Below are 23673 nucleotides of genomic sequence, written 5' to 3' on the forward strand. Positions count from 1 at the left end.
TGGACAGACAGATGACTTTTTTGACGCCTTCTTCGATGGCAGCGGTCAGCACGTTGTCAGTGCCGATAACGTTGGTCTTGACGGCCTCAATAGGAAAAAACTCGCAGGAGGGCACCTGTTTTAAGGCGGCGGCGTGGAAGATATAATCCACGTTGTGTACGGCGTCCTTCACACTCTGCAGGTTCCTCACATCGCCAATATAGAATTTTATTTTCTCACTGAGCTCTGGACATTTGGCCTGATATTCATGCCGCATGTCATCCTGTTTCTTCTCATCTCTTGAAAAGATGCGGATTTCTTTGATGTCGGTTTTTAAAAAGCGGTTGAGCACGGCGTGGCCGAAGCTGCCCGTGCCTCCGGTGATAAGTAGGGTTTCTCCTTCAAACATTTTCTGGTCCTTCCTGTTCAAAATGTTTCATAATAATTTTATAAGTCTGATCAACAGTATATTGGGCTTCTAGATAAGCCCTTGCATTTTCGCCCATCTCGGAAAGTTTTTCTTCTTCTGCACACATCTGATCAATTTTTTCTTTAAAACTTTCTGCTTCCTGGCTTTCACACCAGTAACCAAACTGTCCTTGTTCAATGATCAGCCCGATATCGGTGTGGACATCGGTACAGGCTAATACAGGCATAGATGCCTGCATGTAAGACAGGAGACGTGACGGGAAGTTGGGGATGGTGAAGCGATGGTCTAGAAAAATCAAGCCTACGTCACAAGTGTTGGCAAGCAGCTCATAGTCTTCTTTTGGCAATTGGTATAAAAGCTGAACGTTGGATAAGGGTGTTTGATCCAAGAAAGCTTTTAGTTTTGGATACTCCGTTCCTGAGCCGGCAATGACAAAGTAGGCATGCGGATGGTCAGCGCAGGCTTTTAGACATGCGATGATATGCTCCATACCCTGGGGCTTTCCAAGATTGCCGCCGTAGATAAAAATGGTTTTATCCATGGGAATGCTGTATTTTTCGCGGACCTTCCGGATTATTGTCTCATCTTTTTCAATGGTTATCGGTTCAATGCTGTTGGGGCAGATCTCTACTTTTTTCGGGTCGATCCATGAGTTGTGTTTTAAGAGGTAATCCACGTTGGCTTGAGACATGCAACCGATAAAGTCAGACTGGTCATAGAGCTTTTTCTCCTTGCGTTTGAAAAAGGTGTGGAGCAACCCTTTTGAGGAAAACATGCCCAGATCCACTGCGTTTTGCGGAAAGATATCCTTTAGCAAAAGATAGGTTCGCGCATTGTCTCTTTTTTTTACATACTCAATAACTTTTCCATAGGTGATCGGTGGTGTTGAGTACAGGATCAGGTCAAAGCGAACATCGCCGTAATACTTTTTGATGGCTTTAATATACTGGGCTTCTATTCTGAGGGTTGAGATGCCTTTTTCGATTAAGCCGCATTTGGTGATGTTGCCGATTTTGACTTTTAATATCTGAACGTTTTGGTCGATCAATACTTCTGTCTGTCGCGCTTTTCTTTTTTCGGATGGTGAAATGGCATAGATATTTGGGCCTTTACCAGAAAAGCAACGTAGTAAGTCGGTGTATATATTGGACTCTGTTAATGAACTAAAATCTAGCAAGGTTAAAAATAATATATTCAAGGTTAAACTCTTTTCTTTGCCGGTATTCCGACATAGGTTCCAGATTCTAATAAATCTTTCACAACAACGCTCCCTGCACCAACAATGACATCCTGAGCAATCGTTTTTCCCTGTATAATATTCACACCTGTACCGATCTCACTTCCTCTACCAATAGTGCTCATGCCTGAAACGTTGACGCTTGGATACAGGGTACTATAATCCTCAATGATAGCGTCATGGCCTACGGTACAGTCCAGATTGATGATGACGTGTTTTCCGATGGTGATATTGGTTGTCAGGATGGTACCTGCACATAGGATGCTCCCTTCTCCTATGGTAATTTCGTCGGAATGGATAACGGAAGGATCAGTGACGGTGGCAAAGTGTATTGTCTTGGTGTTTTCCAGACTTTGTATGATCCTTTTTCTGGTTTTTGCATTGCCGACAGCACAGACGACATATAAATCTTTTTCAGATTGTTTGATGTTTTCTGTGGTGCCAATGACGGTGTATTGATTGACCTTTGTCCCAATGGGCTGCTGATCATCAATGAAGCCTTTTAGATTCCACGTTTTTTCTTCTCTGTTAATACGCTCGACCAGCCAGGCGACTTCGCGTCCAAACCCTCCGGCACCAATGATGGCCAGATCTTTGATCATGATGGTTCTCCTGTAAATGCTTCCATCGTCACTTCGCTTCCTGCGTTGATATCTTCCTGCCTGAAGGCTTTGATGATGGTTCTTAAAACAATACGGACATCGAGGGTAAAGCTGACTTTTTCAACATATTCGACATCGTAGTTGAATTTCTCATCCCAGGTAATGGCGTTGCGGCCATTGACCTGTGCCAGTCCGGAAAGGCCGGGTCTTACTTCATGCCGTCTTTTTTGTTTTTCATTATATAAGGGAAGATACTGCACCAATAAAGGCCTTGGCCCCACAACACTCATATCTCCTTTAAAAATATTAAATAGCTCTGGCAGTTCATCCAAACTGGTACTCCTAAGCATCTTTCCAAACTTGGTCACTCTAATACTATCCGGTAACAGCTCGCCTTTTTCATCCCGCTCATCGGTCATGGTTCGGAATTTATACATCGTAAAGATTTTTTCATCTTTGCCGGGCCGTTTCTGTTTGAAGATGACCGGACTTCCCAGCTTCTTTTTAACCAAGATAGCTGTGACACCCATCACGGGTGACAGCACGATGATGGCCGCGCCGGACAGGGTGATATCGAGTATTCGTTTGATGTATTTCTGATAAATCATTTTGAACCTCTTAGTTGGGCTTTCTAAAACAATACTTTGATAATGTTGATGATGCGCTGCTGGTCTGCCTCGGTCATTTTAGTATCGCTTGGCATACAGACACCTCGATTAAAGACGTCTTCTGCGATGCTCTGTTCATTCTCTGGATCACAATGGCTGAAGAAATCATAAGCCCTAAAATAAGGCTGCAAGTGCATGGGCTTCCAGACAGGCCGGGATTCGATATTTTCTTTTTCCAAAGCATGCATGATATCTATTGGGTTTACCTTACTATCCTTTTTTAAGGTCATGCAGCTCAACCAGTAATTGGGTTTGCCTTTATCGGAAATGGGCATCATCTCAATAGCTTTGACTTCTTTAAAAGCTTCTCGATAGGCCTCAAAGATTTGCTTTTTCTTTGCGACTCTTTCTTCCAGCACTTTTAGCTGTCCCCTTCCGATACCGGCAACAATGTTGCTCATGCGGTAGTTGTAGCCCAGCTCTTTATGCTCATAGTGGCGTTCATTCTCTCTGGACTGGGTGGACCAGAAGCGGGCTTTCTGGATAAGGGCTTCATTGTTTCCAAGGAGCATCCCGCCGCCGGAGGTGGTGATGATCTTGTTGCCGTTAAAGGATAGAACGGACAGATCGCCAAAAGTGCCGCATTTCTGGCCTTGGTAAGTCGCGCCTAAGGCTTCGGCGGCATCTTCCAGTATTGGCGTGTGGTGGGCTTTACATAGGGGTGACAACTTTTCATAGTCGGCGGCTTGTCCGTATAAATCCACAATGATCACAGCTTTGGGATTGGGATATTTCTCATAGGCTTTTTTAAGAGCTTCTGGGCTCATGTTCCAGGTTTCGGGTTCGCTGTCGATAAAAACAGGCTTTGCGCCCAGGTAGATAATGGGGTTAGCGCTGGCTGAAAAGGTCAGGCTGGAACAGAAGACCACGTCTCCTTCCCCTACCCCCAGGGCTTTTAAGCCGAGATGCAGGGCGGCTGTGCCAGCGGACAGGGCGGCGCCTGCCTTAACACCTACATAGGCTGTCATTTCTTTTTCAAACTGGTTGACATTTTTGCCTAGGGGAGCGATCCAGTTCGTGTCAAAGGCTTCCTGTATGTATTTCATTTCCTTGCCGCCCATGTGGGGCGAGGCGAGGTATACTTTCTCTGGTTTTTCCATATTTAAATACTTTTTCCTTCTTGCTTAAATTTCCATGCAGTTTCAATGATCTTTTCAACTTCTGGGTATTTTGGTTCCCAGCCAAGCTCTTGTTTTGCTTTGTCACTGCTGGCAATGGAAATGGCGATATCGCCCGGGCGTCTTTCGATGATGTCAATGGGTATAGGATGGCCGGTGACTTTTCTGGCCGCCTCGATCATTTCCATGACGGTGAAGCCTTTTCCATTACCAAGATTGTAAACAGCACTTTCATTTTCAAAGAGCTTATTTATGCCTAAGATATGGGCGTCAACCAGATCAACCACGTGGATAAAATCTCTTACGCCAGTGCCGTCTTTGGTGTCATAGTCATCGCCAAAGACTTGGATGCTTTTCCGTTCGCCTGCGGCGACCTCTAATATAATCGGGATCAATGCAGTGTTATGCTTGACGGCCTGACCGATGGGGTATTTTTCATGAGCGCCGGAGACGTTGAAATAGCGGAACACGCAGTAGTTCAGGCCGTAGGTTTTATGACAGTCTTCTAAAATCTGCTCGACAAAGGCTTTGGTTCGGCCATAGGGACTGATGGGCTCTATCGGAATATCCTCAGTCACAGGGACTACTTTGGTATTGCCATAGACCGCGGCTGTGGATGAAAAGATGATGTTTTTCACATTGTTTTTTAGCATGGACTCCAGTAGCGAAATGGTACCGTAAACATTGTTGTCATAATATTTAAGCGGATCAGTTTCGCTCTCTGACACAACAATATTAGCGGCAAATTGCATGACGGCATTGATCTTTTCTTGCTGAAAGAGATCATCCATAAGGGGATGATCTCGGATATCGCCTTCTACAAACCGCGCTCTTTCATCAATGGCCCAGCAATGACCGGTGGATAAATTATCAACGACCACGACTTCATATCCCTGATCTAAAAGCTGTACAACAGCATGGCTGCCGATATAACCGGCACCGCCGCAAACTAAAATTTTCATTTTCCAATTCCTTTTATATTTTATATTAAAACTCATCTAAATCCAACATCTAAAAAAATCAGAGCCCTCACGCTCTTCTTTTTCTTACAAAACATCGACTTTTTCAATATCGAAACCTATTATAACATTTGCTCCTATGAATTGCACGTAAAATTTTGAAATAATTAAAAAAATTTATTTAAATTCGATTTATAATGGTTGTTTCCTAATAATTTGGGTATGGCATCCATCTTTGACGACCGTACGAAACGTACGGTCGTCATTCAGACTCTCTATTCTGGGCTCTGCACAATTTGATGATACTCGCGCAGTTCGGTTTTCATTTTACTCGTATTTTCCTTTAGCATCTGGTACAGCTGTTCCCTGTATTTGGCCAGGCCTTTTCTGTAGAACTGGGCGAAGGCATCATGTTTTGCGGTTCTTTTTTCTTTTTTAAAGAGGCCTTCAAAAAACTGGCCGATATTTTCCCCTGCGGCCTGGAGGGCATCGGTGAGGTGCAGCCTCATTCTCAGAACTTCCAGAGGCTTTCCGGGTTTTTTAACAAAGCCGACGGGATTTTGCTCGAGGTGGCCGCAGAACTTCCAGTAATAGCGGTAGGCTTCGGAGATCAGGATATCGTAGGACTGTTCGATATCGCTCTGCGCTTCCTCGGCGTAGGCGGTAAAGAGGCGGTTTCGTTCCTTCTCCTTGCGGGTGCTGATACCGCCGGGCTTTCTGAGGTCGGCGTCAATGCGGTAGCAGCAGCGGGTATACCAGGTCTCGATGATCTCTCTGCCCTCTTCCTCAAAAATATGGGGGATCTTCTGGCTGATGGCGCTCAGCAGGCCGGCCTTGATCCGGCTGATGATGGCTTCCCGGCCATAGGCCTGGGTCTTTTTCCCGGTGAGCAGGGTTTTGGACTGGCTGTTGACTGGGAGGATATCCTCCTCGGGCACATGGCCGCTCTGGGCGATGGTCTGGAGCATGGTCATGAGGTTATCCGGACCTCCGGCCACATCGGCGTGGGTCAGGGCTACGATGACCTGGTTGCCGCCCTGGCGGAGGCTCTCGATGATCTCGAGGTCGAAGTCCTCTACCCGGGCGGCTTTGGCCGAAATGCAGTAAATGATGGTATGAAACCACTCGGTGATCTCTGGCACGTCGTGGGCTTTAAGGGTATCGTTTATGAGCTGCTTCCAGTCTCTGGCCTTATCAGCCTCCAGCCCCCAGGAATCGTACAGGTGCAGGGTAAAGTCCGGGGACAGGGTCACAGCCTCCTCGTAGATGCCCATACCAGTAACGGGCCGCCCTGCTCCGGTAGCGTAGACGTTTCTGCCAAAAATATAGTTGAACAGGGAGGTCTTCCCGGACCCTGTTTTACCGAGGATGAGCACATTGGCGTCAAGTGTCTTTTCCATTTTTATGCTCCTTCAGCCAGCTTTCCACAAAGCCGGAAAGGATGGCGCTGTCAAAGAATTCCGGATAGGACTGGGGCCTGCTGCCCTCAAACACGGCTTTTGAGTAGTTGGCGCAGCTCTGGGACAAACCCGCGCCGATAGCGGCGGTAAAGGTGGAGGCCACAACGGTGTTCACGGCAATGCCGGCCGCGGTACCCACGCCGGGGATCATCTTGAGCACCCCGGCGGTCAGGCTCTGGGCCAGCATGCGCCCTGCCTGGGTCACCACCAGGCTGCCCACAAAGGAGATGAGATCCTCGGAGATTTTATCCAGTCCATAGGTTCTTAAAATATGCATGGCCATGGATACCTGTATGGGTTCTAAAAGCACCGCGTCTGAAAACGGAATGGGCGTCGCGGCCACACCTGCCGCCGCGGTGGTATAAATGGGGATGATCTTTTTTGTGACCAGTGCCTGCTTTTTCTGCACATAGCCGGCCAGTGAGCCGATGAAGCCTTCCTTTAAAGAGTCGTCCAGCACAGCCTCGGCCCAGTCGACCAGGGCGTCCCACTGCACATAGGGCGCCAGCGCCTCCTGTACGGCTCTGTCCGCGTGTGCGCTGGTGGCAAAGCAGGGGGCGCCGCAGCCTTCGGAGACAGCCCTCAGCAGCTCCTGGTATTCGTCATAATCAACGCAGTCCAGCTGGGTCAGCACTACGGCGGTAGGGATATTTTTTTCCTGCAGGGTCTGCACCACAGAGAGATCCATATCGGTCACCCGTTTATTGGCAGCGGAGATACAGTACCAGGCCTCGTGGATCTGCCCGGCCAGGGCGCCCTCCCGGCGTTCCCCAATCCATTTTTCCACATTGTCCCGATAGGCAGAGATTTTTTCCTCGCCGATCTCATAGCCCTCGGTGTCAAAAAGATTGACGCTGGTGTCCTCACTGCTGTATTCGGTAATACCTCTGGTCAGCGGTCTTCCTGTGCCGGTGGCGGCCACATTTTTGCCAAAAACCCAGTTGACCACCGAGCTTTTACCCGCTCCGGTGGCCCCGCAGATCAGGATATTGGGCTTGCGGATTCCGGCCGCCACCTTTTCCAGCTCTCTCTGAAAATCAAAATTTTTTACTTTAATGTCGCTCATGGTTCCGCCTCTTTTCTGATGGTTGATCCTATAGCTTCATTATACCCTTTTATTCTTTGTTCTTCTACCACAAAAAAACGATGGATCAGCGATCCACCGTTTCAGAGTGTAAACAAATGCTATCATTTTCAATTTTCCATTGAATTTCTCTTAATTTGCCCAGTCAAAGTTTTCCTCAACCTCCTGGGGCTCGCCGCCCTCCACCTGGAGCTCTGGGTTTTTCACGCTGACCTTTGAGCCTGCCGGGACAGACTGGGTGATAAAGCAGTTCCCGCCGATGATGGAATCATGCCCGATGACGGTCTCGCCGCCCAGGATGGACACATTGGAATAGATGGTCACATTGTCCTCAATGGTTGGGTGGCGCTTATGCCCCCGCAGATTCTGGCCGCCGCGGGTTGAGAGGGCCCCCAGGGTAACGCCCTGGTACAGCTTGACATAATCACCGATAATGGTGGTCTCGCCGATGACAATACCGGTGCCGTGGTCCATAAAAAAGTATTTTCCGATGGTGGCGCCCGGGTTGATGTCAATGCCGGTGCGGCTGTGGGCGTATTCGGTCATCATTCTCGGTATAATCGGCACGCCCAGCTGATAGAGCTCATGGGCGACACGGAAGACCATCATGGCAAACACGCCGGGATAGGAGAAGATAATCTGATCCTTATCCGCTGCCGCGGGGTCGCCGTCATAGGCGGCCTGCACGTCCTGGGCCATGTGGGTTCTTATCTTTGGCAGGGTCTTCATAAAGGCGCAGCTGATCTGCGCGGCCTCATCGGCCACGGCCTGCACCTGGTATTTTTCAGAATTTTCATACTTGCGCATGAGGCAGAGGCGGATCTGCTTGTGCAGTTTTTCCTCAATCCGCATTAAGATATCCCCGATATAGTATTGGATGGTACAGTTAAAGAGCTCCCGGCTGCCGTAATGCCTTGGGTAAAACAGCTCTCTTATATCACATAAAATGCCAATGATTTCGTTTCTGTTTGGCAGCGCTGTGGAGGTATAGGTGGTGTAGGCGTCATCCTCATGATAGCTCTCCACCATTTCCTGTGTCAGCGGCGTAATACATTGATTAAATTCTCTGCTCACTGGTTCTTCCTGCTTTCCTGATTTCATACTTGTTCTATCAATTAAATATGTGATTAATATTGTACCGCTTTTGTATGAAAACGTCAATGGCTGGCAGGTTAAAATCCCCTTCTATTTCCCTATACTTCAAAGGGAATTACGGATTCCAGCAGTTTTCTGGCATAGGGGTTCTGTACCTGGGCCAGCTCGCCGCTCATGCGTTCCTCCACAATGCGCCCTTTATATAGGAAGACAATTTTATTACAAAGGTGGGCGACTGCCTGCAGATCATGGGCCACAAACAGATAGGTCATGTTCATCTCAACACGCAGCGCGTGCAGCAGGGTCATAATCTGGGCCTGAACCGACACGTCCAGTGAGCTGATGGCCTCGTCCAGAACGATGAAGCGCGGGTTCGTGGCAATGGCCCGGGCGATGCACACCCGCTGGAGCTGGCCGCCGGACAGCTCGTGAGGATAGCGGTCTTTAAAGGCCGCGGGCAGGCCTACTTTTTTAAGTAAAGTGTCAATCTGATGCCCCTCCGGCCGGATACCAAGGGCCAGCAGCGGCTCCGCAATGGCCTCTCGCACAGTAAACTGCGCATTGACCGAGGAGGTATAGTCCTGGAAGACAACGCTCATTTTGCCCCGGTTCTGCGCAAGCCATGTCTTAACGGGCTTACCCTCGATAAAAATGCCGCCACTGCCTTTATCGGCCTTTTCGAGCCCCAGTATCAGGCGGGAGAGCGTGCTCTTGCCGCTGCCGCTCTCCCCGATCAGGCCCACGCACAGGCCCTCCTCGATGTTAAAGCTCACACTCTCCAGCACCTTGAGGCGGCCGCCGCTGAAGCCCTCGCCCACCTTCAGATAGCTCTTGTGCACCTCTTTAATTTCTACCAGGTTCTTCATGGTGCGCCTCCTTTTTCATGGCTTTTTTAAAGGAATCCGTGATCATGAGCCGGGTGTCGATCAGATACCGGGTGTAGGCGTTCTGAGGGTTCCTAAACACTTCCTCTGCCCTTCCAGCCTCCACGCCGCAGCCCTTTTCCATGACAAACAGATCGTCACACAGGCGCTGGACCACGCCCAGATCGTGGGAGATAAAGATGAGGGCTGTGCCGGTCTCTTGCCGCAGCAGCTCAAAGGCCTCCACCACCTGCCGCTGGTTCACAGCATCCAGGGCTGTGGTCGGCTCATCGGCAATAATGATGGCTGGCTTCATGGCCAGGGCGATGGCGATCATACAGCGCTGAAGCATACCGCCGGATAACTGGTGCGGGTACTTCCTGACCACCTGCTCCGGTTCCCGGATATTTAACGCGGCCAGCACCTCAGGCGCCATGGCCTTCGCGGCCTTTTTATCCATTCCCAGATTCTGCACAAAGGTCTCGGCCATCTGGCTGCCCACACGCGCCAGGGGATCAAAGGCAGTCATGGCGTCCTGGAGGATCATACAGACCGCCTGTCCCCGGATGTGTCTCAGCCGGCTCTCCTCCAGCCCGATGAGCTCTGTCTCACAGCCGTTTTGCGTAAACAGGGCGGATCCGGTGGTTTTAAGCCAGGGGTTTAAAAGGTTCAGCACTGCCTTCGCAGTCATGGATTTGCCGCTGCCGCTCTCGCCCACAATGCCAAGGCAGCTGTTCTCTCTCAGCGCAAAGCTCAGCTTGTTCACAATGACCTCTCCGTTACGCACATCGGTGACACTCAGATCCTTTACCCGCAGCAGATCACTCATGACACCACCGCCTTTTTGCGCGCGAAGATGGATCTGCGCTTACGCTTAAAGCCTTTATCCAGCTTTGGATTCATGGCCTCCTCAATGCCGTCGCCTAAAAAGTTAAAGGCTGCCACCACCAGAAAAATGGCGATCCCCGGCGCCAGCATCTGGCCGGGATTGGTGGTCATGACATTTTTGGCCTCGTTCAGCATCATGCCCCATTCCGCGGTGGGCGGCTGAACCCCAAGGCCCAGAAAGGACAGGGCGGATATGTTTAAGATAATGGCCCCGGTATCCAGCGTTGCCAGCACGGCGATCTCGCCGAAGGCACCCTTAATCAGATGCTTTCTGATAATATAACCCGTGCTGCACCCTGCCACCCGGGCAAACCGGATGTCATTTTTATCCATAAAGCGGATCACAATGCCCCGGATCATGCGCACATACCAGGCCCACTTGGCAATGATGGTGGCAATGACAATGTTAAAGATACCTGTGCCCAGAACCCCCACAATGGCCAGGATCATCACCTCGCTGGGAAAGGATAGCATCACGTCGCAGACACGCATGACCACCTCGTCCACAAGCCCTCTGAAATAGCCTGCGATCACACCCAGCACCAGCCCAATGCCAATGGTGCACAGCATGGTGACAATGGATAAAAGCACGGTAATCCGGCCGCCGTACAAGATACGCGAGAGGGTATCCCGGCCCAGCTGGTCGGTTCCGAACCAGTGTGCCAGGGACGGCCCCTGAAATTTCATGATGATATTCTGAGCTGTCGGGTCATAAGGCGCAATGACCGGGGCCAGGGCTGCGGCCAGAATAACCAGCAGCAGGAACAGGGCGCTGGCCACAGCCAGCCGGTCGGCCTTAAAGCGTTTGAAAAATCCGGTCATATTATACCTCCTGCCGCATTCGCGGGTCCATGAGCGTGGTAATCATATCCACAGCAAAATTGTTGAGGACAAAAAGCACTGCCATGATCAGCACATAGGCCTGAATCACTGGGAAGTCCCGGTTGAAAATGGCGGTCACGCAGAGCCTGCCCATGCCCGGCCAGGCAAAAATATTCTCAATGACCACTGTGCCCGCGATCAGCTTGGGGATGGACATGCCCAGGGCGTTGAGCGCAGTGTGCAGGGAGTTCCTGAACACATGGCGGGTGATGGTGCCCTGGCTGAGGCCCCGGGCCCGCAGATAGAGCACATAATTCTCACCCTGGTTTTTAATCATATTATTGCGCAGCAGCCTCGCATAGGTGGCAATATACCCAAGCGACAGGGTCACTGCCGGCAGGATGACCGAGCCCGGCGCGGTCATACCGCTGGTGGGCAGCAGTCTGAGCTTAACGGCAAAGAGCCACATGAGCAGGATACCTGCCCAAAAGGCCGGCATGGCTGTACCGATAAAGATCACCCCCCGGATCATCCGGTCACCGATGCTGTCTCTGTAAAGGGCGCAGAGCACCCCGGCCCCTACCGAGACCACCAGTATGATGACCAGGGAGACAAAGGCCAGGTACAGTGTCGGCGGCAGTGCCTTTGCGATCTCAGCGCCCACAGGCTTGTTATTCGCATAGCTGTTGCCAAAGTCACCCTGAAGGGCATTCCCCACCCAATGGAAATAGCGGGTCAAAAAAGGCTCGTCCAGGCCAAGTTTTTCCCGCATATCCGCGATATTCTGTTCCGTTGGCACCACCTCATTGACCCGAAGCGCCACCTCGGCAGGGTCACTGGGGCTTAAGTTAATGAGGATAAATGCAAAGAAGGAGATCCCGATAAGAATCGGGATCATCCAGAGGATTCTTTTGATAATGTAGTTTTTCATTGGAAACCTTTTTTAGAATTGTAATCTTGATCCGAAGCTTTTTCAATGGAGAATTGAGAATGGAAAATGGAGAATTACAGGTGCAAAACCGCAAAGCGGTTTTGATTTAAAATCAAACCGGCTTTGCCGGTTTGTTCTTTTAATTCTCCATTCTCAATTCTACATTCTCCATTAATTCCAGTACATTTTCTCAAAGGGAATCTCGTACTGAGAATCGTTGAACGTTACCCCCTGCAGGCCCTTAATCCCAACAGCCTTAGTCTTGGAGTAGGAGATGGGCACATAGACACACTGGTCATTGATGTAGGTCAGTATTTCTTTGTACATACCCGCCCGGGCATTGTCATCTGCCTCGATCATAATCTTAGTGATGGTATCGTCAAGCCACTGCTTCCTCTCAAGACCCGTCTGCGCCTGGTAATCGCCGTGTGCCGGAATTCTCCAGGAGGAGACATAGGACTGGGGATCGTATGGTGTTCCCCAGGACAGGGAGTACTGGAGATCAAAATCGCCGGACTTCTGGCGGTCTAAAAAGGCCTGCTTTTCCTCTGCCAGAATATTCATCTTAATCCCGACAGCTACCAGATCAGCCTGGATGGATTCTGCGATGGTTCCCTCCTGGGCATTCTGAGAATTGTAGGAAAAGGTCACCTCGCATTTTTTGCCGTCCTTCTCACGCACCCCGTCTGAGCCCATGGCCCATCCCGCCTCGTCCAGAAGCTTTCCGGCTTTGTCCGGGTCGTAGGAATAGGTTTTTAGATCAATGTCACAGTAAGGGACGGTCTTCGCCATCAGTGTATCGGCCTGGTTCTCAGAGCCATTTAAGATGCCCTCGATGATGTTCTGCTTGTTAATGGCCATCTCAAAAGCCTCACGCACCTTCAGATCACTGGTGACCGGCGCCTTGCTGTTCATCAGAATCGCTCTCGAGGCTACCGGTTCACTGAGGTAGGTCACATATGCACCCTCTGATTCCAGCTTTTTAAAGGAATCCAGATCAATCTGGTCGCCGTCGGCACCGAAAAGCAGGTCGACCTCGCCGTTTTGCAGGGCCAGCAGAATGGTCTGAGGATCGGGCATTACCTTCCAGTTAATCTTGGATACCTTGGCCTTGTCACCCCAGTAGTGATCGTTGCGGGTAAAGGTGGCGTACTGGTTATCCTCATGCTCTGCGAGAACCCACGGACCAGTTCCGGCATAACCGCTGACGCCGTCCTTGGTATTCCCATCCACAAAGCATTTGGGAGAGATGAAACGGAAGGGCCGTGTCAGGCCCAGCTCGACCAGTGTCGGGTAATAGGGATGAGCCAGCACCAGCTTGAAGGTGTTGTCGTCCACAACCACGGTATCTGCGATTTCGTTGACCATATCCAGCCAGGCATGGCGCTCCTTGTTGCTGATAATGGCATCAAAATTCTGTTTGACCGCCTGGGCGTTAAAGGGCTCGCCGTCCGTAAAGGTCACGCCCTTTCTTAAATGAAAGGTATACGTAAGCCCGTCATCCGAGATATCCCAGCTTTCTGCCAGGGCAGGCTTTACCTCGCCGCCTTCATTCTTTGTCAGCCCTTCAAACACCATGTTCTGGGCAGACATCTCCCCTGAGTACAGGTGTGGGTTGATGTCCCTTATATCCTTGGTGCAGGCGTAGTTGATCTCATCCTTCCCGGACACATCTGTGCCGCCTGTGCTGCCGCAGCCAGCCAGAAGGCCGGTGCACATGACTGCTGCCACGAACAGCGCCGCGATTTTTTTAAGCTTCATTTTCTTCTCCTTATGGGTTTCAGTGTTTTAAACAAACACGCCTCTGCCACTTCACAGACTCTGTAAAATGGTAAAGGCGTATCCATAACAATTTGATATTATGCGCGGCCTTACTTGGTCGCTGCGATCATGAACATGGGGGTAGAGGCATAGTTTACCTGTTCCTCATCATCCCAGACACGGTCTCCCATATCCTGTTCGATCATAACTTTTTTAAAGCCGATGTTCAACAGAACCGCAGCGTCCCACTGTGGGCGCATGGTACGGCTCAGCGGTAAATTTCTGGCAATCTCTTCCATGGCAGTGGTGTCTGTGCATACATAGTGGTCGTTGTAGCCCTGGGCCTGAGAGTTATTGCGGTCCTCAAAGTATTCCCGGCGCTTGTCCTCATCATAGAGATGCAGATACCAGTTCGCGTCAAAATTTAACATTCTGCCGCCTGGCGCCAGCACGCGGTGCCACTCTCCATAGGCTTCATCTGGTCTTTCCAGGTTCCAGGTCAGGTTTCGGGTTACGATCAGATCAAAGGTGTTATCTTCAAAATCCAGCGTGTGGGCGTCCATGCGTCTGAAATCAATGGCGCTCTTATAAATGCCGGCGTTCTTTTTAGCTTTATACAGCATGGCGTCGGTGTAATCCACAGCGGTAACATCATAGCCGCAGGAGGCCATGGTGATCGCAAAAAATCCCGGGCCGGTGCCGATGTCCAGCACCTTCAGTTTTCTGCCAATCACGTCTGGCTTATAGCTGTTGATCAGGTCTCTCCATACATCCATTTTATAGCTGTTCAGCTCAGCCTCGTTTACCTCAGAATAGCCGTCTGCCCGGCCTTCCCAATAATTCTCGACTCTCTCTAAAATATTCTCCATTTTTAACGTCCCCTTTTAATTATTATCACACTGCTTGTTCATTACAAAAAATAAAGCCACGAAGAACCAAAGCGGTCTGCAAACCGCAAAATAAGCCTTCATGACTTTGTATATACAGGTATTAACTTGTGAATATTTTCTCATATTTGACGGTCGTTGTCAATGGATTTTTAGATTTTTACTTTAAAAAAATGGACGCTATTTAAGCATTCTTTCCAGATGTCCCAGCGCTTCCAGAAAGTCAGCCTCAAAGCAAGTATCTTTAAAAAAAGGAACATACCAGCGCACACTCTCGTCGTAGTACTTTTTGCGAAAGGCCTGGCTCGAATCCGCGGTTGTTCTCAGGTTATGAATCCTGTCCGCACACTTTACATCCTTTGCCATGGCGTTGCGGTCAATCCCGCCAAGGTAGTCTGCCATGTCATAAGGCTTGGGCTTGGTCAGCAGGATCACAGCGTCCAGCACCTCCCTGTCACTGCGCTTTAAAATCTCTTCCTGGGTGGTGTCCGTATCCTCCAGCAGGTCATGAAAAAGAGCCGTGAGTAACGTATTATCATTGTAGCCCCGCTCCTGTAGATAAGCTGCCACCGCCACAGGGTGGGTGATAAACGGGATACCGCCCCAGCGCAGCTGGCCCGCATGTTTATCTGAAGCAAAGTCCAAAGCATCCTTTAAACGTGAATCGGTAATCTGAAACATAGTGCGCCTCCTTTTTAACATTATACCCTCTTTTACATAAAATTACTATTGCCCGTAAAGCCCTTTCCAATCTAAAAGAGGCAAAGCCATCGCCTTACCCCTAATTGTTTTTATTGTTTAAATGATTGAATTCTGCGATCAGGCTGTTAATGATATGAATCTGATCATCTGTTAAAAAGTCAAGATTAAAAACGCGCTCATCGGACAAACCCAAAAGAAAATCGGTCGAAGTATTTAAAGTCACGGCTATTTTTCGCAGCACATCGACCGACGGATACTTTGCAGAGGTCTCATAGGCCGAAACACTCCCCTTGGTAATCCCCAGCTTATCTGCCAGCTGCTGCTGCGTATATCCTTTTTCCTGTCTGAGTTGTCTGAGCTTTGATCCGAAATATACCATTTGCTTTTCTCCATCGCGTTTTTAATAACAATACCATTTGCTTGTATTCTAATAATAAACTAATATACCCTGAGTTGACTTTTTACCCGATGAGTGTTATTATTAGTATCATCATTAAAGGTATTATGAAGAAAATTAGTTAATGTCAATTGATGAACAATAAAGTTCACTATCTATGAGGCAGTTCCTTTCTCTGCCCACAGTGAAATCAGGCGGAAGCACTTCTCTCTTGGTATCCAAAACTGCTCCACACCATTTACTCGCTTCCGCCTAATAATAAATATAAAAAGTGCCGGTTGGAAGCCTCCAGCCAGCACTTTTTTAGAATACATCAAAGCTTTTCTTAAGAATTTTCAGTTCATCCCTCACCGTTTCTGCTATTTGGGACACGCCGCAGTCATTTCTCTTATTCTCTAAAGAAATTTATCCTGGCAGGCTAATCCTTTCCACCCCTCCCGACCTGTATTTCATTCACGACCGTACGAAACGGACGGCCGCAACAGAATGTAGCTAAAATCCGCCGAAGGATATTCAGGTATGTGGCACAATCAGGGTACTCTTACCTCTCAGCTTCGGCGGCTCTGCAAATGATGGTTTTACGGTGCAGCGCCTAAGAGCGAGAGGGCAATATAAATCTTATCAAGTTTCACAGAACTGCACACCAGTTTGTCAATTTTCTGAGGAAGCAATGGATTTTCTACCTGTTCTGCCGCAGAGCACGGCACTTTACCGAACTGAGCCTATGGTCTCATGACCAGACAAATTTGTACAGAGTTGCGCAGACCATCGAAGCTGTGAGGTAAGAGTGCCGCGATTTGTGGCATCCCAAAGAAAATCCATTGCTGGTTCCTCGCTGCACTGCATCCTCCTTCTCCACTACGACCGTCCGTTTCATACGGTCGCAGTCTCTCTTCCGGGCAGCTCCAGGGTCACAGTTGTGCCCTGACCTTCCTCGCTTGTGACCGTCAGGCCAATGCCGTGGCGCTCGGCAATCTCTTTGGCGATGGGCAGTCCCAGACCAGTTCCCTCGGCATTTTCCTCGGACAGGGTTTTATAAAAGCGCTCAAAAATATGCTTCTGCTCCTCCGCGCTGATGCCGCAGCCGTGGTCTGAGATGGTGAGGATATTCTCAGACAGGCACATTTCAATCTGCCCGCCCCTTGGTGAAAATTTGATGGCGTTGCTCATGGCAATCATCAGCAGCTGTCTCAGCCGCAGGTAATCACCCTGCATAAAGTAAAGGCCTGTGTCCATCTCTGTGGTGACGGTCAGTTCCTTTTCCTTTGCCATATTCTGGGCGCTGCGCCGCACCTCACTGATGATATCACAGAGATTCACCCGCTCCATGTTCAGCCGGAACTCGGCATTCTGAAGTCTGGACAGGTCCAGCAGGTCATTGACCAGCCGTTTAAGGGCCAGACTTTCCGCGTACATTTCCTGATGATAGGCGGCCACCTGGTCCGGGTCTGTCACCACGCCGCCGGTCAGAGCCTCTAAGGAGCCGCAGAGCACGGTCACCGGGGTTTTAAGCTCATGGGAGATATTTGAGAAAAAGGTCTGCTGCATTTTCTGGAACCGCTCATGCTCCTCGCTGGAAAGCTTGAGCTGATGGCTCAGGGTATCCAGCGAACCGGCCAGCTGCCCGATCTCATCCTGGCGCTCAATATGGCTGGCGGCAGTGTAGTCGCCCCCGGCCAGCCGCCCGGCTATCACCTGCATTTCTTTCATGGGCTTTGTGAAGCTGCGGGCCAGCAACACCGCAAAACCAATCCCGATCACCAGCGCCACACACAGGCTGATGGCCAGGGTTCTAAAGCCCTCGTTGGCCGCGCTTTCAATGCCCTCCACCGGCGAGTGGAGCAGCACCACAGCCTGTACATTGCCTGAGCTGTCCCGGACCGGCGCGCCCACTGTCAGCGTCGGGGTGTTTAACAGGCCCGAGAAGCCCTCGCTCGCAGTGACCTGCCCGCCAAAGGCCTGATCCACCACGGTTTCGGCGTCGGCCGGCAGATCGGCGTAGTTATAGGTAGGCGCCGGGGCCTGATGGCCTTCGTGGGTGGTGGGGGTTACCAGGTTGTGGTCGGCGTCCACGACCCACACGTCTGCCATGGCAATATCATCCAGAAAACGGATGTAGGCCGCGTAGCCCATGCCGTTGCCGCTCCCGTTTCCTGCCCCGCTGCCGTGGCTTGCCTCGCCATGCTTCCCGGATCCGCTGCCCTCGGCGGATATAAAGGTGCCAAAGGTATCCGCGATGGCCGCGGCCCGGTCCTCCAGCTGCTTCTGGGTCAGGGTGATATTCTGCTTTTTAAACAGCAGAAAAAACACCGAGCCTGCCACCAGCGCAAAGGCCAGAAGGGCCAGTGAGAAATAGAGCCCCAGCTTAAAAGCAATGCTACGCTTCCTCATCGTTCACCTCGAAACGGTAACCCACACCCCAGATCGTCGCGATGCTCCACCCGGGGTGGTCCCGCTTGTCCAGCTTGGCCCGCAGTCGCCGGATATGGGAATCGACGGTGCGGTTATCACCGTAATAGTCATAGCCCCAGACAGCGTCCAGCAGGTTATCCCGGGAAAAGACCTTCTGCCGGTTGGCGGCAAGAGTCCAGAGCAGCTCTGTCTCCTTTTTAGTCAGTGGTATCGCTTCACCGTCCACAGTCGTCGTATAGGTGTCCAGGTCAATGGTCAGGCCCCTGTAGCTGAAAAACTGGAGTCTGGCCCCGCCGTCCCGGGACAGTCGCCGTAAAATGGCCCGCACCCGCGCCATAACCTCTCCGCCGGAAAAGGGCTTGACAATGTAGTCATCCGCCCCGATGTCCAGCCCCATGATCTTCTCAAAGTCCTCGCCCCGGGCTGTTATCATGATGATCGGAACGGCTGATTCCTCCCGTATTTGTCTGCAAACCTCAAAGCCGTCAAGCTTTGGCATCATCACATCCAGCAGAATAACCGCCGGAGCTTCCCGCCTGTAGGCGGCGAGGGCCTCCTCACCGTCATAGGCGACGACAGGCTCAAAGCCCTCCTTGCGCGCGTAGGCTGTGAGCACTGCTGTGATTTGCCTGTTATCATCCGCGATCAGCATTTTTTCCATATTTTTTACCTCGCATAAATTTCCTTACGCCTATTATACCCCAGAAGTATGACAAAAGGATGACGAAATTAAAGGGGGGTGACAAATATTGACAGGAAGCAATAAGGTGTTAAAGAGAGGCGTGTTAAATTGAAAATTGAGAATGGAAAATTCAGGAACCCTTTTTCTGCGAAAAAGCGATTAGGGCAGCGGCCTGTGGCCGCTGTTCAACTCAAAATGCGAAAGCATTTTGTTCCTGTAATTCTCCATTCTCCATTCTGCATTCTCCATTAAAACCGCCTCTCACTCGACTTCGCCTGTACCTTCCAGTTCGATCACCACCCGGCCATGCCCTGTACGGGGATCATTTTCCAGGCACAGGCTGCCGCCATGCTGCCTGATAATGCTGTCTGTAATGTAGAGCCCCATACCATAGTGTTTTTGGGCGCTCCTGCTTTTGTCGCCCATGTAAAATTTACGGGCTGCGTTTTTGAGCGCATCTGCGCTGAACCCTGGCCCGCCGTCTGTGATGGTTATGGAGATCACACTGCCGTTTCCCTCGGCCTTGAGGCTGAGAGTGCCGCCCTCTGGTGTATAGTCGGCGCCGTTGGCGATGATGTTCATCACCGCCCGGTTCAGCAGTCCGCTGTCGCCGGTAAAGGCTTCCGGCAGGCGCTCAGTGTCAAAGCACAGGCGAATCTGCCTCCCGGCAGTGTAGCCCTCGGCCTGTTTTTTTATCTGCTCCATAAAGGCCCTGGCCGGAATGGCCTCTGGGTTCAGGTTCCAGGCTGCCCTGTCCTGCGATACCTCCATCAAAAGGCGTGTGTACTCCTCAATGACCTCTGCGTTATCGTGGATATAGCGGACACACTCGGCCTGCTCCCCATTCAGGTTGTCCTCTGTGAGCAGCTCGCTGTTTCCTTTTATAATGGTCAGCGGCGTCTTGATATCATGGGCCAGGGCACTGATCTGCTCTTGCTTTTCCTGCTCCTCACGCCACTGTTTCTGAAGGGATTCCTTCAGTGCGAGGCGCATATCATCCATGGAGCTAAGCACCTGGTTAAACTCCCATATACCAGATGGGCCGGCCCTGTATTCCAGATCCTGATTCCGAATGGCATTTGTGGCCTCCATAAGCGGGGCCAGCTCGTTCTTCAGGCGTTTGCTGAATGCTCTGGTACCTAAAAAAACCACCAGAATATAGAGCGCCGCCGCTGTGATGATAACCGCATTCATCAGCCACTCCGGGGAGGGAAGCTTCTGGTTTAGGGCCTCGTCCTTATAGGAGGCCTTGATATAGTACTGAAGGACACAAACCCCATCATTTCGGGGAATCTGGTAATAAAACCGATCGCCAAAGAGGTTCTGGCCTCTCTGGGCATACTCCCGGGCCTCTGCCAGCATTTTCTGATCCATATCGGTATCAAGCACCTGACCATCGTGTCCAATTAGCGCATAGCGGCTCCCCTCCGGGACGAGAGACGCATCAAAAGGCTCTGCGGCCTGGATGGCCTCCTTCTGATCCCTGATCGCGTTCTCCACAGTATTGGCCGGGACGAACTGATCCGATGTGATAATCTCGGCAAAAGCGCCGGCCGCCAGCACAAAAAACACCACAAAGGATAAGACGAGCAGACAGGCATAGGTCAGAATAATCCGGCTGATCTTTTTAGGGTGCTCTCTCATTGCCATTTATACCCAATCCCCCAGACGGTCTCGATGGGGGCACAGCCATAAACACTCAGCTTTGCCCGGATATTTTTGACATGCTCCGCGATGGCAGAGCTGTCTCCCTCGCCCTCATAGCCGTACACCGCCTCGTAAATCTGCTCCTTGGAAAAGACCTGGCCATGGCTTCTGGCCAGAAATTCACAGATGGCATACTCGCTTTTGGTCAGAGATACCTTCTGCTCTCCGATTATCATCTCATGGGCGCCGAGGTTAAACCTTATGCCATCCAGGCTCAGTACGCTTCGCTTCTCACGCTTTTCACGCCGCAGATGGGCGGCCACCCTGGCCCTCAGCTCGCCGTTGCCAAAGGGCTTTGTGATGTAATCATCACCGCCGATCCCCAGACCGTACATAATATCCTTTTCCATGGTTTTGGCTGTCAGAAAAAGGATGGGGCAGTCCACATTTTCCCGAATCTTCCGGCAGAGGGTAAAGCCATCGGTTCCAGGCATCATCACATCCAAAAGGATGAGATCAAAGGCTTCCAGTCCGTTCATGGAAAGCGCCGCCGGGTCCGACAGGGTTCTCACCTGATGACCATCCTTTTCCAGCACACGCTTCACCAGATTTAAAATGCCTTTTTCATCATCGACTGCCAATATTCTTGCCATGGTATCCCTCCTGTTTTTTCCATATTTCTACCACCAGTATAGCCTTTTGTGCCCCGGCGCACAAGGATTAATTATTCGCTGGCGCTTCTCCCCTCCCAACGCTTAAACCAGAGCAGGCAGAGCACAAAAAGAAACAATGTGGCGCAGCCGGCAGCCCGCCAGCCCAAGGTGGTTTCGTTCTGGATAAACGCGAGTCCTTCCACCGCCGGGGCTGTCAGGGCTTTTATAACCGCCATGTCGCAGAAGCGCACGCCCCAGCCCCAGGGAATAAAATACCAGATTCCTTCCCCGAGACCTGTCAGCATCAGTGCCGCTGCCAGCGAACCGGCAACTCCCACAGAAATCGACGCGCCTTTGCCAAAGCGAAGGCTGATCCAGAGGTGGAGTAAATATAAAAATAAATTGGAAGCAAACAGAGCGCCTGCCAGCTTCAGATAGAGCAGTGCCGGCACAGCCTGCTGGCCCGGCAGCAGGGCAAAGCCTGCTCCGTAAAGGCCGACAGACGCCACCAGCGCGCCAAGTCCCAGAACAGAGAGGAAAGCAAACTTGCTCAAAAACGGCACCAGCCTGGACGGCAGCACGCCGAGCATGTTCTGGAAACCACCGGCCTGCTCCTCCTGAGAGGCGGCCATGCCGCAGACAATCCCGATAAGCATCGGAAAAGCCAGGGCCAGCGCCTCGAAATAGAAGGTCACCAAAACCTCAGTGCTCCATGCCGACAGGGCGCTGTAAAAAAGAAACAGGCCTACCCCCACAAGGGGGATGATCAGGTGCAGCCACAACAGGGGCGTGTGTTTTATTTTAAGGGTTTCGGCCTTTAGAGACCTGAAAAAGCTTTTCATTTATGCAGCCTCCTTTTTGCTGAACCAGCGCACGCAGAGAAGTGTCAGGGCTGCGCACAGCGCCAGAGACAGCACGACCGCCACTGGGACCACGCTCATGTCAAGCAGAGGACTTCCGGGCTCCACCAGCAGGTTATTCGGCCTGATGCCCAGTACCGGACACATCGCCCTGGAGGTCCAGGAGTATGGCATCATAAACCAAAAGCCCTGCTCCGCCAGCAGGACACCGCCGACGGTCCCCACACCGACATTGAGCAGCACTGCCCCCAAAAAGCCAAGCTTTTTAGCGAGTATAAAGCAAAGGGGAATTTCCCACACACTGGTCAGAAAGACCACCGCCATCCCCAATATCATGGGTAAAATAGTATCTGAAAGCGGCAGGGTTGTCCCCTGCCAGACAAAACCTTTGATGCCTGTGCCCAAAATAATCCCCAGAAGCACCACGCCGCAGGACATCAGAGCATAAAAAGCGGCGACGCCCATTTTAGCCAGCCAGGAAGCCCTGAGATCAACAGGTACGGTGTACAGGTTCTGGTATTTAAGCTTTTTATTCCCGTCCTTCTGGTTGGAGAGCGCCGCGAACAGCGCAATACAACCCGGGTAGATCAGCGTATACCACCAGTTAAAGGCATTGATCTGATAGTAGCCAAAACCAAAGGTAAAACTCAAAAGTATGAGCCCCAGGGGCCCCAGAAAAATCAGCTTGCGGCTAAAAGTGCGTTTGAATTTCAAATTTTCTGCCTTCATCAGATTTAGCATGATATGTCTCCCCCCTCCTGCGCGCGGCTGTTTTTAACGACCTGCATAAACAGAGCCTCCAGGTTCTCGCCTTTATGAATTTTTGACTGGTAGCCCAGCACGCCGTCGCTGATAATGCCGATATCATCAGCCATGAGCTCAACCTCTGAAAGGATATGGCTCGACAGTATCACCGTGATCCCATGCTTTGGAAAGGAACGGATCAGCTCACGCAGCTCCTGGATTCCGATAGGGTCCAGGCCATTAGTCGGCTCATCCAGAATCAGCAGCTTCGGGTTTCCCAGCAGCGCCAGGGCGATCCCCAGCCGCTGTTTCATCCCCATGGAAAACTGCCCGGCGCGCTTGCTGCCAGTGTTCTTAAGGTCGACAATTTTCAGCACCTGCCCGATCCGCTTTTCAGGAAGACCCAGCAGAGTTGTGCGGACTTTCAGGTTCTCCTCAGCCGTCAGATTGTCATAAAGAGGCGGCAACTCGATCAGGACACCCATGTTTTCAAGATCCTTTCTGGACCAGCTGTGCCCGTTAAAAATGATCTCTCCAGCAGTGGGGCGCAGCATACCGGTCATCATTTTAAGTGTGGTGGACTTGCCCGCCCCATTGGGGCCCAGAAGGCCGTAAATCGTATTTTTTCTTACCCTGAGGTTTAGCTTTCTGACAGCCTCTGTTTTCTTAAAGCTCTTGCTCAGAGCCCGTGTTTCCAACAAATATTCAGTCATGTTATCGCTCCTTACTTCTTTTGATGGCTCTAGTATATAATGCAATTTTCAGGATTTTATAAGGATTTTGAAAATTTTA

24 protein-coding genes are annotated in these 23673 nt (G+C 50.9%); all 24 read right to left on the reverse strand.

Annotated elements, in window-relative coordinates; genetic code table 11:
* A partial coding sequence (locus FYJ53_RS20245; RefSeq protein ID WP_154557718.1) for a polysaccharide biosynthesis protein occupies window positions 1-388 on the reverse strand: 388 nt, incomplete at its 3' end.
* The gene (locus FYJ53_RS20250) at window positions 381-1457 is read right to left on the reverse strand and encodes a glycosyltransferase family 4 protein (RefSeq protein WP_227930319.1); all 1077 of its coding nucleotides are present in this window, start codon (window positions 1455-1457) and stop codon (window positions 381-383) included. The genes FYJ53_RS20245 and FYJ53_RS20250, both read right to left, overlap by 8 nt.
* A gap of 152 nt (window positions 1458-1609) precedes the next feature.
* Window positions 1610-2248, reverse strand: a complete 639-nt coding sequence (locus FYJ53_RS20255; protein WP_154557719.1) for an acetyltransferase — start codon at window positions 2246-2248, stop codon at window positions 1610-1612.
* The gene (locus FYJ53_RS20260) at window positions 2245-2856 is read right to left on the reverse strand and encodes a sugar transferase (protein WP_154557720.1); all 612 of its coding nucleotides are present in this window, start codon (window positions 2854-2856) and stop codon (window positions 2245-2247) included. Before FYJ53_RS20260 ends, FYJ53_RS20255 begins: the two co-directional genes overlap by 4 nt.
* Window positions 2857-2879: 23 nt before the next feature.
* Window positions 2880-4016 carry a DegT/DnrJ/EryC1/StrS aminotransferase family protein gene (locus FYJ53_RS20265; protein WP_148430396.1) on the reverse strand — a complete coding sequence of 379 codons (1137 nt, stop codon included), beginning with the start codon at window positions 4014-4016 and terminating at the stop codon, window positions 2880-2882.
* A gap of 2 nt (window positions 4017-4018) precedes the next feature.
* Window positions 4019-4996, reverse strand: coding sequence for a UDP-glucose 4-epimerase GalE (gene galE / locus FYJ53_RS20270; protein WP_148430394.1), 978 nt, complete (start codon window positions 4994-4996; stop codon window positions 4019-4021).
* 272 nt (window positions 4997-5268) lie between these two features.
* Window positions 5269-6393 carry a GTPase family protein gene (locus tag FYJ53_RS20275; RefSeq protein ID WP_148430392.1) on the reverse strand — a complete coding sequence of 375 codons (1125 nt, stop codon included), beginning with the start codon at window positions 6391-6393 and terminating at the stop codon, window positions 5269-5271.
* Window positions 6377-7519, reverse strand: coding sequence for a YcjF family protein (locus FYJ53_RS20280; RefSeq protein WP_148430390.1), 1143 nt, complete (start codon window positions 7517-7519; stop codon window positions 6377-6379). The genes FYJ53_RS20275 and FYJ53_RS20280 overlap by 17 nt, the downstream gene beginning before the upstream one ends.
* A 150-nt stretch (window positions 7520-7669) precedes the next feature.
* Window positions 7670-8638, reverse strand: a complete 969-nt coding sequence (locus tag FYJ53_RS20285) for a serine O-acetyltransferase (protein ID WP_154557721.1) — start codon at window positions 8636-8638, stop codon at window positions 7670-7672.
* A gap of 92 nt (window positions 8639-8730) precedes the next feature.
* Window positions 8731-9498: an ABC transporter ATP-binding protein gene (locus tag FYJ53_RS20290; protein WP_148430388.1), complete on the reverse strand. Its 768-nt coding sequence runs from the start codon at window positions 9496-9498 to the stop codon at window positions 8731-8733.
* Window positions 9476-10324, reverse strand: coding sequence for an ABC transporter ATP-binding protein (locus FYJ53_RS20295; RefSeq protein WP_148430386.1), 849 nt, complete (start codon window positions 10322-10324; stop codon window positions 9476-9478). The genes FYJ53_RS20290 and FYJ53_RS20295 overlap by 23 nt, the downstream gene beginning before the upstream one ends.
* On the reverse strand, window positions 10321-11205 hold the full coding sequence (gene opp1C, locus FYJ53_RS20300; protein WP_090412906.1) for a nickel/cobalt ABC transporter permease: 885 nt from the start codon (window positions 11203-11205) through the stop codon (window positions 10321-10323). Before opp1C ends, FYJ53_RS20295 begins: the two co-directional genes overlap by 4 nt.
* A 1-nt stretch (window position 11206) precedes the next feature.
* Window positions 11207-12136 carry a nickel/cobalt ABC transporter permease gene (gene opp1B / locus FYJ53_RS20305; RefSeq protein WP_148430384.1) on the reverse strand — a complete coding sequence of 310 codons (930 nt, stop codon included), beginning with the start codon at window positions 12134-12136 and terminating at the stop codon, window positions 11207-11209.
* 171 nt (window positions 12137-12307) lie between these two features.
* On the reverse strand, window positions 12308-13897 hold the full coding sequence (nikA, locus tag FYJ53_RS20310) for a nickel ABC transporter substrate-binding protein (RefSeq protein WP_148430382.1): 1590 nt from the start codon (window positions 13895-13897) through the stop codon (window positions 12308-12310).
* A 110-nt stretch (window positions 13898-14007) separates the two neighbouring features.
* Window positions 14008-14766 (reverse strand): class I SAM-dependent methyltransferase, encoded by a 759-nt coding sequence (locus FYJ53_RS20315; protein WP_013380886.1) that lies wholly within the window; start codon window positions 14764-14766, stop codon window positions 14008-14010.
* Between the two features lie 198 nt (window positions 14767-14964).
* The gene (locus FYJ53_RS20320; protein ID WP_013380887.1) at window positions 14965-15465 is read right to left on the reverse strand and encodes an HD domain-containing protein; all 501 of its coding nucleotides are present in this window, start codon (window positions 15463-15465) and stop codon (window positions 14965-14967) included.
* 100 nt (window positions 15466-15565) lie between these two features.
* Window positions 15566-15865 carry a helix-turn-helix domain-containing protein gene (locus tag FYJ53_RS20325; RefSeq protein ID WP_013380888.1) on the reverse strand — a complete coding sequence of 100 codons (300 nt, stop codon included), beginning with the start codon at window positions 15863-15865 and terminating at the stop codon, window positions 15566-15568.
* A gap of 891 nt (window positions 15866-16756) precedes the next feature.
* The gene (locus FYJ53_RS20330; RefSeq protein WP_148430380.1) at window positions 16757-18274 is read right to left on the reverse strand and encodes a HAMP domain-containing sensor histidine kinase; all 1518 of its coding nucleotides are present in this window, start codon (window positions 18272-18274) and stop codon (window positions 16757-16759) included.
* A complete protein-coding gene (locus FYJ53_RS20335; RefSeq protein ID WP_090412914.1) occupies window positions 18261-18956 on the reverse strand; it encodes a response regulator transcription factor in 696 nt (231 codons plus the stop codon). Before FYJ53_RS20335 ends, FYJ53_RS20330 begins: the two co-directional genes overlap by 14 nt.
* A gap of 282 nt (window positions 18957-19238) precedes the next feature.
* Window positions 19239-20627 (reverse strand): sensor histidine kinase KdpD, encoded by a 1389-nt coding sequence (locus FYJ53_RS20340; RefSeq protein WP_148430378.1) that lies wholly within the window; start codon window positions 20625-20627, stop codon window positions 19239-19241.
* Window positions 20618-21277, reverse strand: a complete 660-nt coding sequence (locus FYJ53_RS20345; protein WP_013380893.1) for a response regulator transcription factor — start codon at window positions 21275-21277, stop codon at window positions 20618-20620. The genes FYJ53_RS20340 and FYJ53_RS20345 overlap by 10 nt, the downstream gene beginning before the upstream one ends.
* A 71-nt stretch (window positions 21278-21348) precedes the next feature.
* Window positions 21349-22119 carry a lantibiotic immunity ABC transporter MutG family permease subunit gene (locus FYJ53_RS20350; protein ID WP_148430377.1) on the reverse strand — a complete coding sequence of 257 codons (771 nt, stop codon included), beginning with the start codon at window positions 22117-22119 and terminating at the stop codon, window positions 21349-21351.
* Entirely contained in the window at window positions 22120-22878 is a 759-nt protein-coding gene (locus FYJ53_RS20355) for a lantibiotic immunity ABC transporter MutE/EpiE family permease subunit (RefSeq protein WP_013380895.1), read from the reverse strand. It abuts the gene before it with no gap.
* The gene (locus FYJ53_RS20360; RefSeq protein WP_090412923.1) at window positions 22872-23594 is read right to left on the reverse strand and encodes a lantibiotic protection ABC transporter ATP-binding protein; all 723 of its coding nucleotides are present in this window, start codon (window positions 23592-23594) and stop codon (window positions 22872-22874) included. Before FYJ53_RS20360 ends, FYJ53_RS20355 begins: the two co-directional genes overlap by 7 nt.
* Window positions 23595-23673 lie beyond the last annotated feature (79 nt).

It is taken from the genome of Eubacterium sp. BL-380-WT-2B (assembly GCF_009696115.1).
In the GTDB taxonomy this organism is placed as follows: Bacteria; Bacillota; Clostridia; order Eubacteriales; family Eubacteriaceae; genus Eubacterium; species Eubacterium callanderi.

Bases quoted from the DNA above. Each gene is read 5' to 3' on its own strand.
- FYJ53_RS20255 (WP_154557719.1), bottom strand. From the start codon at position 2,248: ATGATCAAAGATCTGGCCATCATTGGTGCCGGAGGGTTTGGACGCGAA.
- FYJ53_RS20260 (WP_154557720.1), bottom strand. From the start codon at position 2,856: ATGATTTATCAGAAATACATCAAACGAATACTCGATATCACCCTGTCC.
- FYJ53_RS20265 (WP_148430396.1), bottom strand. From the start codon at position 4,016: ATGGAAAAACCAGAGAAAGTATACCTCGCCTCGCCCCACATGGGCGGC.
- galE (WP_148430394.1), bottom strand. From the start codon at position 4,996: ATGAAAATTTTAGTTTGCGGCGGTGCCGGTTATATCGGCAGCCATGCT.
- FYJ53_RS20275 (WP_148430392.1), bottom strand. From the start codon at position 6,393: ATGGAAAAGACACTTGACGCCAATGTGCTCATCCTCGGTAAAACAGGG.
- FYJ53_RS20280 (WP_148430390.1), bottom strand. From the start codon at position 7,519: ATGAGCGACATTAAAGTAAAAAATTTTGATTTTCAGAGAGAGCTGGAA.
- FYJ53_RS20285 (WP_154557721.1), bottom strand. From the start codon at position 8,638: ATGAAATCAGGAAAGCAGGAAGAACCAGTGAGCAGAGAATTTAATCAA.
- FYJ53_RS20290 (WP_148430388.1), bottom strand. From the start codon at position 9,498: ATGAAGAACCTGGTAGAAATTAAAGAGGTGCACAAGAGCTATCTGAAG.
- FYJ53_RS20295 (WP_148430386.1), bottom strand. From the start codon at position 10,324: ATGAGTGATCTGCTGCGGGTAAAGGATCTGAGTGTCACCGATGTGCGT.
- opp1C (WP_090412906.1), bottom strand. From the start codon at position 11,205: ATGACCGGATTTTTCAAACGCTTTAAGGCCGACCGGCTGGCTGTGGCC.
- opp1B (WP_148430384.1), bottom strand. From the start codon at position 12,136: ATGAAAAACTACATTATCAAAAGAATCCTCTGGATGATCCCGATTCTT.
- nikA (WP_148430382.1), bottom strand. From the start codon at position 13,897: ATGAAGCTTAAAAAAATCGCGGCGCTGTTCGTGGCAGCAGTCATGTGC.
- FYJ53_RS20315 (WP_013380886.1), bottom strand. From the start codon at position 14,766: ATGGAGAATATTTTAGAGAGAGTCGAGAATTATTGGGAAGGCCGGGCA.
- FYJ53_RS20320 (WP_013380887.1), bottom strand. From the start codon at position 15,465: ATGTTTCAGATTACCGATTCACGTTTAAAGGATGCTTTGGACTTTGCT.
- FYJ53_RS20325 (WP_013380888.1), bottom strand. From the start codon at position 15,865: ATGGTATATTTCGGATCAAAGCTCAGACAACTCAGACAGGAAAAAGGA.
- FYJ53_RS20330 (WP_148430380.1), bottom strand. From the start codon at position 18,274: ATGAGGAAGCGTAGCATTGCTTTTAAGCTGGGGCTCTATTTCTCACTG.
- FYJ53_RS20335 (WP_090412914.1), bottom strand. From the start codon at position 18,956: ATGGAAAAAATGCTGATCGCGGATGATAACAGGCAAATCACAGCAGTG.
- FYJ53_RS20340 (WP_148430378.1), bottom strand. From the start codon at position 20,627: ATGGCAATGAGAGAGCACCCTAAAAAGATCAGCCGGATTATTCTGACC.
- FYJ53_RS20345 (WP_013380893.1), bottom strand. From the start codon at position 21,277: ATGGCAAGAATATTGGCAGTCGATGATGAAAAAGGCATTTTAAATCTG.
- FYJ53_RS20350 (WP_148430377.1), bottom strand. From the start codon at position 22,119: ATGAAAAGCTTTTTCAGGTCTCTAAAGGCCGAAACCCTTAAAATAAAA.
- FYJ53_RS20355 (WP_013380895.1), bottom strand. From the start codon at position 22,878: ATGCTAAATCTGATGAAGGCAGAAAATTTGAAATTCAAACGCACTTTT.
- FYJ53_RS20360 (WP_090412923.1), bottom strand. From the start codon at position 23,594: ATGACTGAATATTTGTTGGAAACACGGGCTCTGAGCAAGAGCTTTAAG.